The organism is Arthrobacter sp. 9V (assembly GCF_902506065.1).
Lineage (GTDB): Bacteria > Actinomycetota > Actinomycetes > Actinomycetales > Micrococcaceae > Arthrobacter.
Genome location: NZ_LR732912.1, coordinates 2,270,510 through 2,280,184, shown reverse-complemented (window position 1 = coordinate 2,280,184; position 9,675 = coordinate 2,270,510). Strand labels below are relative to the sequence as shown.

8 protein-coding genes are annotated in these 9,675 nt (G+C 61.0%); 4 read left to right on the top strand and 4 right to left on the bottom strand.

Translation table 11 applies throughout. From position 1 onward, the window contains the following. Positions 1-11: 11 nt before the first annotated feature. Both BACI9J_RS10675 and BACI9J_RS10670 read left to right on the top strand, forming a co-directional pair. On the top strand, positions 12-218 hold the full coding sequence (locus tag BACI9J_RS10675; protein ID WP_159734347.1) for a DUF2945 domain-containing protein: 207 nt from the start codon (positions 12-14) through the stop codon (positions 216-218). A 2-nt stretch (positions 219-220) separates the two neighbouring features. After that, positions 221-1,417 (top strand): NAD(P)/FAD-dependent oxidoreductase, encoded by a 1,197-nt coding sequence (locus BACI9J_RS10670; protein ID WP_159734346.1) that lies wholly within the window; start codon positions 221-223, stop codon positions 1,415-1,417. A gap of 97 nt (positions 1,418-1,514) precedes the next feature. On the opposite strand, the gene BACI9J_RS10665 is transcribed toward BACI9J_RS10670, so the two are convergent. From BACI9J_RS10665 to ligD, 3 genes are all read right to left on the bottom strand, one after another. After that, positions 1,515-1,718: a cold-shock protein gene (locus BACI9J_RS10665; RefSeq protein WP_014921815.1), complete on the bottom strand. Its 204-nt coding sequence runs from the start codon at positions 1,716-1,718 to the stop codon at positions 1,515-1,517. Between the two features lie 159 nt (positions 1,719-1,877). Then, positions 1,878-3,128 (bottom strand): cation:proton antiporter, encoded by a 1,251-nt coding sequence (locus BACI9J_RS10660; RefSeq protein WP_236558658.1) that lies wholly within the window; start codon positions 3,126-3,128, stop codon positions 1,878-1,880. 57 nt (positions 3,129-3,185) lie between these two features. After that, positions 3,186-4,430 carry a non-homologous end-joining DNA ligase gene (gene ligD, locus BACI9J_RS10655; protein ID WP_159734345.1) on the bottom strand — a complete coding sequence of 415 codons (1,245 nt, stop codon included), beginning with the start codon at positions 4,428-4,430 and terminating at the stop codon, positions 3,186-3,188. Positions 4,431-4,786: 356 nt separating this feature from the next. On the opposite strand from ligD, the gene BACI9J_RS10650 reads away from it, so the two are divergent. Together BACI9J_RS10650 and BACI9J_RS10645 are read left to right on the top strand one after the other, a co-directional pair. Next, entirely contained in the window at positions 4,787-5,137 is a 351-nt protein-coding gene (locus tag BACI9J_RS10650; protein WP_159734344.1) for a DUF3846 domain-containing protein, read from the top strand. Between the two features lie 87 nt (positions 5,138-5,224). Continuing rightward, entirely contained in the window at positions 5,225-6,973 is a 1,749-nt protein-coding gene (locus tag BACI9J_RS10645; protein WP_159734343.1) for a pyruvate dehydrogenase, read from the top strand. 2 nt (positions 6,974-6,975) lie between these two features. Here the strand turns inward: BACI9J_RS10645 and uvrA are convergent, their stop codons facing one another. Then, positions 6,976-9,546 (bottom strand): excinuclease ABC subunit UvrA, encoded by a 2,571-nt coding sequence (gene uvrA, locus BACI9J_RS10640; protein WP_201296558.1) that lies wholly within the window; start codon positions 9,544-9,546, stop codon positions 6,976-6,978. Positions 9,547-9,675 lie beyond the last annotated feature (129 nt).

Below are 9,675 nucleotides of genomic sequence, written 5' to 3'. Positions count from 1 at the left end.
TAGGAGCGGACATGGCACTGAGCAAGGGAACACACGTGGAGTGGAACACCCCGCAGGGCAAGACGCACGGAAAGATCGTGGAAAAGAAGACGAGTGACTTTGAACTGGATGGAAACAAACACGTGGCCAGTGAGGACGAGCCCCAGTACGTGGTGGAATCCGGGAAAACCGGTGCCAGGGCAGCGCACAAGGGCTCCGCATTGACTGAAAAGAGCTAGGGGTGGCACGGCATCACGAGGTGGTGATCATCGGCGGGGGCAATGCCGGCGTGTCCCTGGCCGCACGTTTGAAGCGGTACGGCATCAAGGACATTGCCCTGATCGAACCCAAGGAGCACCACCTCTACCAGCCGCTGTTCTCCCATATTGCCGGTGGCAGGGCGCTGGTGAAGGAAGCCGTCCGGAGCCAGGAATCCGTAACGCCCAAGGGCGTGGCGTGGATCAAGGACAGGGCAATGGATGTGGACGCCAAGTCCAATTCGGTGGCGCTGGCCTCCGGTTCAACAGTGACCTACGAGCACCTTGTGGTGTGCCCGGGACTGCAGTATCACTGGGATGCAGTGCCGGGGCTGGCAGCGTCCGTGCACTCGCCGTATGGTGCATCGCACTACGAGTTTGAGCTTGCCCCGAAACTTTGGACACTGTTGAGCTCCATGACCTCCGGCACGGTCATCTTCACCATGCCCCCGGGGCCGGTCAAATGCGCTGGAGCGAGCCAGAAACCCATGTACCTGGCCTGTGACTACTGGAGGGAGCAGGGCGTCCTGGAGAGCATCCGGGTTGTGATGGTCCAGCCTTATCCCACAGTTTTCGGCATCCCCGAGGTTGACCGTGAGCTTGACCGCAATATCGCCGAGTACGGCATCGAACTGCGGACAAACAGCGAACTCGTGGCAGTGGATGCTGCCGATCGCGTGGCCACTATCCGCAACAACAAGGACAACAGCTCGGAGGAACTGCGCTACGACGTCCTCAACGCCGTTCCGCCCCAGTCAGCACCGGACTGGCTCAAAACGACGGACTTGCCGGCGCCTGGAGACCATCACGGCTTTGTGGAGGTGGACACGCGGACGTTGCGGCATTCGAGGTACCCCAACGTCTGGTCACTGGGGGACGCTGCGGGAACTGCCAACTCGAAGGCCGGCGGCGCGCTCCGTAAGCAGACAAAGGTCCTGGCGAAGAATCTGCTCTCGGCACGAAAAGGCGAAGCTCTCAGCGCGAAGTACAACGGATATTCCGTGTGTCCGTTTACTGTTTCCCGGAGAACCGTGGTCTTTGCCGAGTTCGATGCCAATTACCAACCGATGCCCACCATCCCCAAGGTGCCCACATGGAAGGAAAGCCGGCTCTCCTGGTGGGTGGATCGCGACATGTTCCCGCAGGTGTACTGGCACCTTATCCTCAAAGGCCGGGCGTAAGATTCGCCAAGAGACCGGTCAGGCCAATAGGCCCGGCCGGTCTCCCGTTACGTACTTTGTATTGTGAACGTTAAGTTCTGAACCTTATGTTCTGAACTCAGGCGGGCTGAATGTTTTCAGCCTGCGGGCCTTTGGGGCCCTGCGTGATGTCGAATTGGACCTTTTGGTTCTCCTCCAGCGAACGGTATCCGCTGGACGTGATTGCTGAGTAGTGAGCAAACACGTCCGGGCCTCCATCGTCCGGGGCGATGAATCCGAAACCCTTTTCAGCGTTAAACCACTTGACTGTTCCTGTTGCCATGCCTTTATTTCCTTCACCCGGGTCGCTGGTCGGTCCCGCTGGTCGGTTTGCCGTCCCTGCCACTCACGTTATGAGCCTATGGGCCGGTTCCGCCGGGGGCAACACTTTCGGCAGGCTTCCGGGCAAACAAGTTCCCTGCGCAGCGTCAGTTGCGCAGCGTCAGGCTTTTGGCGGGCGCAGCCCGGCGGTCAGCGCTTCCGGGCGGCGCAACCGGCGAAGCGCCAGCAAAGGAAACAGGAGCACCGAGAGCATCCCTGCACCGATGAGGGCGGACGAAATTCCAGTGGTGATCAGTCCGTGTTCCCGGCCAATGGTCGTCACGGCCACGATGATGGGCAGCGCTGTGGCACCGAACAGCATGAGCGCACCTTTGTCCCTTGGGCTGGACCCGGGGGGTGCTGCGAGCAATGAGGGCAGGCCACGGATGATCAGCAGTAGGACAAGGAACAGCGGGACCATAGCCAGGGCGAAGGGGCTGGAGGTCAGGGCGCCCAGATCGAAATCAATGCCGGTGTCGATGAAGAAGATGGGTACCAGGAAACCGAAAGCTACGGCATCGATCTTCGTCTCAATAGTCTTCCTGTCCGATTCAGGAGCGCGTGCTATGGTCACCTTCCACAAAACCCCAGCGGCAAAGGCACCCAGCAGCATATCCAGTCCCAAGACCATGCTGAGCACCACCAGCGAACTGAGAATCAACAGGATGGACCGCATGGCGAACTGGCTGCTGGTGTGCAGAGTCGCCGATACTTGGGCGTGGAACAGAGTGTGCCGCGCTTGGGAAGCCAGGTAGATTGCCACTCCGGTCAAGAGAACGAACCCCAGAAGGACTCCTGATGCCACTCCCGGTTGTTTGCTGCTGAAGAACAGCGAGATGGCAATCAGCGGACCAAATTCGCCGGCAGCGCCCACGGCAGTGACTGCCACACCGATTGGCGAAGTTGAGGCGCCGGCGTCGCGGAGGATGGGGAGCAACGCGCCCAAGGCCGTTGAGCACAAGGCAACGCCGATGATCACGGCAGCCTCCGGGGAGGGAACCAGGACAAAACCTGCCCCGATGCCCGCCGCCAAGGAGATCACCCAGCCTGTGGAGGCGCGGTAGACGGGTTGTCCGCGGATGGCTGTGAAGTCAATTTCGTTGCCCGCCACGAAGAACAGCATGGCCAGCCCGAAGTCGGCCAGTGTATCGGTGAACGAGGTGGATTGGACCCAGCCCAGGAGGCTGGGACCTAAGAGGATGCCAAGGAGAATCTCAAAGACCACGATCGGCACTTTGACCCAGCGATTAAGGAACCTGCCGGCAAGAGGAGCAACCACCGCCATGAGGGCGATCAGGACCAGCGACGTGGACAAGCCTTGCATCGGCAGTGCCTCCGGTACCTCGGCTGCTTCAAGGAAAAGTACTCCCAAGCTACCGCCACGCGCCGCTGTCCGCCATAACTGCTGCGCTGCAGATCATGCGCGGTTTCAGGGCGCCGGCCGGCCCGGCCATTGTTTACCCGCCCATGGGTCGTAGTCTGCAATGAGTTCCTCTTGGGGCGGACGCCGGTCTTCGGGAATATGTTGAAGGTTAATCCGCACCCGGTACCAGAGCGAGCTGGATCCCCGCATCCCGTCCACCAGGACGTCGGCGGGATGCAGCAGGGAAACAACATCCTGATGCCGGGCCTTCCACTCATCCAGTGCCGCCTGGGCCTCGGGTTTGGTCTTGGTCCGGGCCAGCTCGATGAGCGGCATGGTTGAAACCCGGCGACCGGATCCGTCTCCGCTCCTGGGTGCTTTCTCAGCAGGACCAAGCTCAGCTGCAAGGGCCAACAGTCGGTCCAGCGAGCCGGCAGCCTGGTCGATTCCTGTGTGGGGGTCACCCATATCCCGGAAACGTGCGGGCACTGTGCGGACGGTGAACTGCCCTGGGCGTGCGGATCGGACTTCTTCCCATGTGAGCGGGGTTGAGACGCGGGCGTCGGGGCGGGAACGAACCGAGTAGGCGGAAGCTACGGTGCGGTCCTTGGCGTTCTGGTTGAAGTCCACAAACACGCTCTCACCGCGTTCCTCTTTCCACCATTTGGCCGTTGCAAGTCCGGGAGCGCGATTTTCCACTTCGCGGGCAAGTGTTTCCGCGGCGAGGCGAACGTCGCGGTAAGACCACTGCGGTGCAATGCGGACCAGGATGTGGAGCCCTCGGGAGCCGCTCGTCTTCGGCCAGCCCACCAAGCCGACGTCGTCCAGTACCTCCTGAGCTACATAGGCGGTGTCAACAATCCGGGACCAGTCGACTCCGGGCATCGGGTCCAGGTCAACCCGTAGTTCGTCGGGGTGGTCAAGGTCCTCGGCGCGTACAGGGTGTGGATTGAGGTCCAGGCATCCCAGGTTCACCACCCATGCAAGGCCGGCAGCATCCCGGATCACCGTTTCCTCTGCGGAGGTACCGGAGGAGTAATGGAGTGTTGCCGTGTCAATAAAGCCAGGGTGGTTCTCGGGCACGCGCTTTTGAAAGAACGGTTCGGCGTCGATGCCCTTGGGGAAGCGCTTGAGCACCATGGGGCGGCCCCCTGCCCCACGTAGTGCCCCTTCGGCCACGGCGAGGTAGTAGTTCACCAGGTCCAGCTTGGTCACCCCCGGCTCAGGAAACACCACCTTGTCCGGGTTGGAGATTCGGACCTCGTGGCCGGCGATGTTGAGGATCTCAGCCGGGGGCTTCGATGGGTTCATGCGGCAACGCTAGCAATTAACCGGTCACCGGGCCAGAGCATTGTTCAGGAAAATGCGTAGACAGGGTTCGCTTCGGGTCCATAAATTCGGTAGCTGGCTTTAAAAATATAAGTTGATATGGTGTTGTCATACCCAAATATTGAAGGAGAAAAAATGTCCGGTAAGTCGCCATCCAGTTCCAAATCCAAGAAGTCCGGCAAGTCCATACTGGAAAAGCGGGCAGAAAAAAGAGCGAAGGCTGAAGGCAGTGAAAACCTCTTTGCGAAGCCTAGGAAAAACCAGCGCTAAAGAGCAGCTGCCTGCCCTGTGAGGCTGGAAAGGAGAGGTGTTGACATGGAGAAAAGGAACTTCAAGCTATGCCGAAGCTAATTTATGCTCTAATTATTCCTGCACAGCTCAATGCGCCTGTTCGTGTAGAGCCCACCGAGAATTCAGTCGAAAATTATCAGTCCCTTGTGGCAGGAAATATTGAAGCAATAACGGGAAATGGCTGGCATGTTCTTCTGAACGACCAAGCAATGCACCTCCCTTTGCCCCTGAACCCGCGCGCTGAAGTCCTGATCCGGGAGGCGGGCGTTCCCCTTGAGGACACCGTTGGTGGAACTGCCGTTTTCCTCGGTCACGGCAGCAGCGGCAACGACGCAAATGTGCCGGGCCACGTGGTGAGCCTGGCGGAGCGCCTCTTCGAGACTCGGCTGGCAGCTTAAGCCGCAGGCATTCCCAGGTGAGACCGGGTGGGGCCGACTATATTGGCCCTGTCAGCCCACCACCACCACTGAGGGAGCCTGCACACTATGGCCAAGGAACTTGCCACCCAACTCATCGAACAACTCCAGGCTGCCGGGGTGCAGCGGATCTACGGAATTGTTGGCGACAGCCTGAATCCAATCGTGGATGCTGTACGGCAAACAGGAGGCTCAAAGAAGGGCGGCATCGACTGGATCCATGTTCGCCATGAGGAAGCAGCAGCCTTTGCAGCTGCTGCGGAGGCCCAATTGACGGGCAAGTTGGCTGTGTGCGCGGGGTCATGCGGCCCCGGCAATCTGCACCTGATCAACGGGCTGTACGACGCAAATCGCACGGGGGCGCCTGTACTGGCTATCGCTTCGCACATCCCCAGCAAGCAGATCGGCAGCGGATTCTTCCAGGAAACCCATCCGGACCGTTTGTTCAATGAATGCTCCGTGTATTCGGAAATGATCAGTACCGCCGAACAAGCGCCACGGGTCATGCACAGCGCTATTCAGAACGCCCTAGGGCTTGGGGGAGTCGCTGTTGTCACCCTGCCGGGCGACATCGCCGGCATTGAGGCTACGGCGCCAACTCCACTTCCTGCCACGTTCCGGCCAGCCGTTTTGGTTCCGGATCCGGAAAGCGTCCGCGATCTGGCGGACGCCATCAACGACGCCGGTAAGGTTGCCATTTTCGCCGGAGCGGGCGTCGAAGGCGCCCACGATGAACTGATCGCCTTGGCCGAATTGGTCAACGCGCCCATTGGTCATTCCCTACGTGGCAAGGACTTCGTCCAGTACAACAACCCTTTCGATATTGGCATGACCGGGCTGCTCGGCTATGGAGCGGCAGCGGAGGGCATTGAAGACGCAGACTTGCTCATCCTGCTCGGCACCGACTTTCCCTACGACCAATTCCTGCCGGACACCCGTACGGCCCAGGTGGACAGGGCCGCACAGCGGCTGGGACGGCGAACCGACGTCGACGTTGCAGTTCATGGCGATGTCCTGCCCACCCTGACGGCCCTGCTGCCGTTGGTCACGCCGAAGAAGAACCGGCGTTTCCTTGACCAGATGCTGAAGAAGCATGATCGCCTGATGAACAAGGCCGTGGGTGCCTACACGCGCAAAGTGGAGAAGAAGCAGCCCATCCACCCGGAGTACGCCGCTTCACTTCTGGACCAAGTGGCGGCGGAGGACGCTGTCTTCACAGCCGATACCGGCATGTGCAATGTCTGGACCGCGCGTTACATCAACCCGCTGGGCACCCGCAGGCTGATCGGCTCGTTCCTCCACGGATCCATGGCCAACGCCCTTCCACACGCCATTGGCGCGCAGGTGGCTTATCCCGGACGCCAGGTCATTTCCGTCTCGGGCGACGGTGGACTGTCCATGCTGCTGGGTGAGCTCATCACGGTGGCCGCGCACCAGCTGCCGGTGAACGTGGTGGTCTTCAACAACTCCACGCTGGGCATGGTGAAACTGGAAATGCTGGTGGATGGGCTTCCGGATTTCGGCGTGGACGTGCCGGACGCCAACTACGCTGCAGTGGCCCGGGCCTTGGGTTTCCATGCCGTGCGCGTGACGGATCCTGCGGACATCGAGTCAGCGTACCGGGCGGCCTTCGCGCACCCGGGGCCGTCGTTGGTGGAGCTCATCACTGATCCCAATGCCCTGTCCATTCCGCCGAAAATTTCGGGCTCGCAGGTCATTGGCTTCGCTACGGCCATGTCCAAAGTGGTGCTGAACCGCGGTGCCGGGGAGGCCGTCAGCATGGCGCGCAGCAATCTGCGCAATATTCCCCGGCGTTAGGTTCAGAGTCCGCGCGCGGCGGTCAGGTAGGGTGCGGTCCGGCTCGTTGAGGAACCCGCGACGACGGTTGGCGGGCCGGCCACCATGATCTGCCCACCGGCATCGCCACCGCCGGGACCCAGATCGATCACCCAGTCCGCACCTGCCACAACATCCATCTCATGTTCGACCACGATGACCGTGTTCCCGGCATCCACAAGCTTGTGCAACTGGGCCATCAGGAGTTGGACGTCTGCCGGGTGCAATCCGGTGGTGGGTTCATCCAGCAGGTACAGGGTGTGGCCGCGCTGGATGCGCTGCAGCTCGGTGGCGAGTTTGATGCGCTGTGCTTCGCCGCCGGAAAGTTCCGTGGCGGGCTGGCCCAGGCGAAGATAGCCCAAGCCCACCTCTCGAAGTGTTTGGAGGCTGCGGGCGACGCCGGGAAGTTCAGCCAGGAACTCAGATGCTGCGTTCACGGTCATGCCCAGGACCTCGGCTATGGTGCATCCACGGTAGGTGACTTCCAACGTTTCGGGATTGAAGCGTGAACCGTGGCATTCGGGGCAGGGGCCGTAACTGCCAGGGAGGAACAGCAACTCCACGGAGACAAAGCCTTCACCCTGGCACGTTTCGCACCGGCCTCCGGCTACGTTGAAGGAGAACCGTCCTGCGCCATAGCCGCGGGAACGTGCTTCATCGGTGGCGGCGAACTCCTTCCGGACTCCGTCGAAGAGTCCGGTGTAGGTAGCCAGGTTGGAGCGAGGCGTCCGACCGATGGGTTTTTGGTCCACCTTGACGAGGCGATCCAGCTGGTGGAGGCCGGACACCAGCCCCACGGCGTCGGGTGTTTGTGGAGTGGCTGCAGCTTGGTTTCCTGATTCAGGAGTTTCCGGATGAAGCGCAGCGCCCACCACTTCGGCGAGAACGTGGCTGACCAAGGTGGACTTACCCGAGCCGGACACGCCTGTCACTGCTGTCAATACGCCCAACGGGAACTCAGCGTGGACGTCGCGAAGGTTGTGCCTGTTGATGTTGTGAAGTGTGAGCCATTCTTTCGGTGGCCTTGGCTTTGCCTGTTGACTCGCATTATCCGATCGAAGAGGTTCATGCGGAGACGGCGCAAATTCCGGGAACAGGAAGGGCCGCGTCACGGATTCCTGTACAGCTGCCAGCCCGGCCACCGGGCCGCTGTAGAGGATGTGCCCTCCGCCCTCACCCGCGTCCGGACCAACGTCGACCAACCAGTCGGCCGCCCGGACAAGATCCATGTTGTGCTCCACCACGAACACAGAGTTTCCTGAGCTCTTCAGCTGGTTGAGCACCGCGAGCAGCGGCTCGGCATCGGCCGGGTGAAGTCCGGCGGACGGTTCATCAAGTACATAGATGACGCCGAAAAGCCCCGAGCGCAGTTGTGTGGCTATCCGGAGGCGCTGCATTTCCCCCGGGGAGAGGGTGGGCGTGGGCCTACCCAAGGCGAGGTAACCCAAGCCAAGGTCCAGGAGTACTGTGACGCGGCTCAGGAGGTCGCGGGTGATGGCGACGGCAACCTCGTTGCCTTCACCGGAGGTCTGCGCACGGGAAGCAGTGCCGGCGCCGGTCAACTCCGTGGTGGGGCGGATGATGGCCGCCAGTTCGCTCATGGGTAGCGCGTTGAGTTCTGCGATGGTTTTCCCGGCGAAGGTGACGGCGAGCGCTTCCGGGCGGAGGCCGCTGCCACCGCACAGCGGGCACTGTCCCGTTTCCATGAAGCGCAGCACCCGCTCACGCATAGTGGAACTCTTGGAGTCCGCCAGAGTATGGAGCACGTAGCTTTTTGCACTCCAGAACCGGCCCTTGTACGGCTTCGCGACGCGGTCACGCTGGGGCGTCACCTCCACGACTGGCTGCTCGTCGGTGAAGAGAATCCAGTCGCGGTCCTTTCTTGGAAGCTTCCGCCATGGCGTGTCCACGTCATAACCCAGGTGCGTGAGGATGTCCCGCAAATTCTTTCCTTGCCACGCGCCAGGCCACGCCGCGATCGCACCATCCTGGATGCTGAGCGATGGGTCAGGAACCAGGGACGACTCCGTGACAGTGTGGGCTATGCCCAGTCCGTGGCATTCGGGGCAAGCTCCGGCAGCGGTGTTGGGGGAGAAGGCATCGGAATCCAGTTGGCTCACCCCTTCCGGATAACTTCCGGCTCGCGAGAAGAGCATCCGCAACGAGTTGGACAGCGTCGTCAGCGTGCCAACGCTGGAACGGGCGGTGGCCGTGCCGCGGCGTTGTTGAAGTGCGACGGCGGGTGGCAGCCCGGTGATCATTTCGACTTTGGGATTGTGGCCCTGTTGGATAAGCCGGCGGGCGTAGGGGGCCACGGACTCGAAGTAGCGGCGTTGGGCTTCGGCAAAGATGGTGCCGAACGCCAAGGACGATTTTCCGGAGCCTGAGACTCCGGTGAACGCGACGATTGAATCGCGGGGAACGTCTACATCCACGTTGTGCAGGTTGTTCTCACGTGCTCCACGGACCTTGACGAAGCCGTCTTGGGCGTCAGCTTCGGGCATTGTGGGTTGCTGGGGAGCTGTACGCGGGTCAACTGTCAGATTACTGTCCATTGATACGACTCTATCGGGCATCATCAAACGACACTTTTAGTTGTGGCCATTTGCGTGAATCAGCCAGGAGACCAATAACCTTCTTTGTGGGGGCACGTTTTGCCCTTGCGGATTGTCTCGTTGGGGGAA

Coding starts and splice junctions, on each gene's coding strand:
- BACI9J_RS10675 (WP_159734347.1), top strand. CDS start 12: ATGGCACTGAGCAAGGGAACACACGTGGAGTGGAACACCCCGCAGGGC.
- BACI9J_RS10665 (WP_014921815.1), bottom strand. CDS start 1,718: ATGGCAACAGGAACAGTCAAGTGGTTTAACGCTGAAAAGGGTTTCGGA.
- ligD (WP_159734345.1), bottom strand. CDS start 4,430: ATGAACCCATCGAAGCCCCCGGCTGAGATCCTCAACATCGCCGGCCAC.
- BACI9J_RS10650 (WP_159734344.1), top strand. CDS start 4,787: ATGCCGAAGCTAATTTATGCTCTAATTATTCCTGCACAGCTCAATGCG.
- BACI9J_RS10645 (WP_159734343.1), top strand. CDS start 5,225: ATGGCCAAGGAACTTGCCACCCAACTCATCGAACAACTCCAGGCTGCC.
- uvrA (WP_201296558.1), bottom strand. CDS start 9,546: ATGGACAGTAATCTGACAGTTGACCCGCGTACAGCTCCCCAGCAACCC.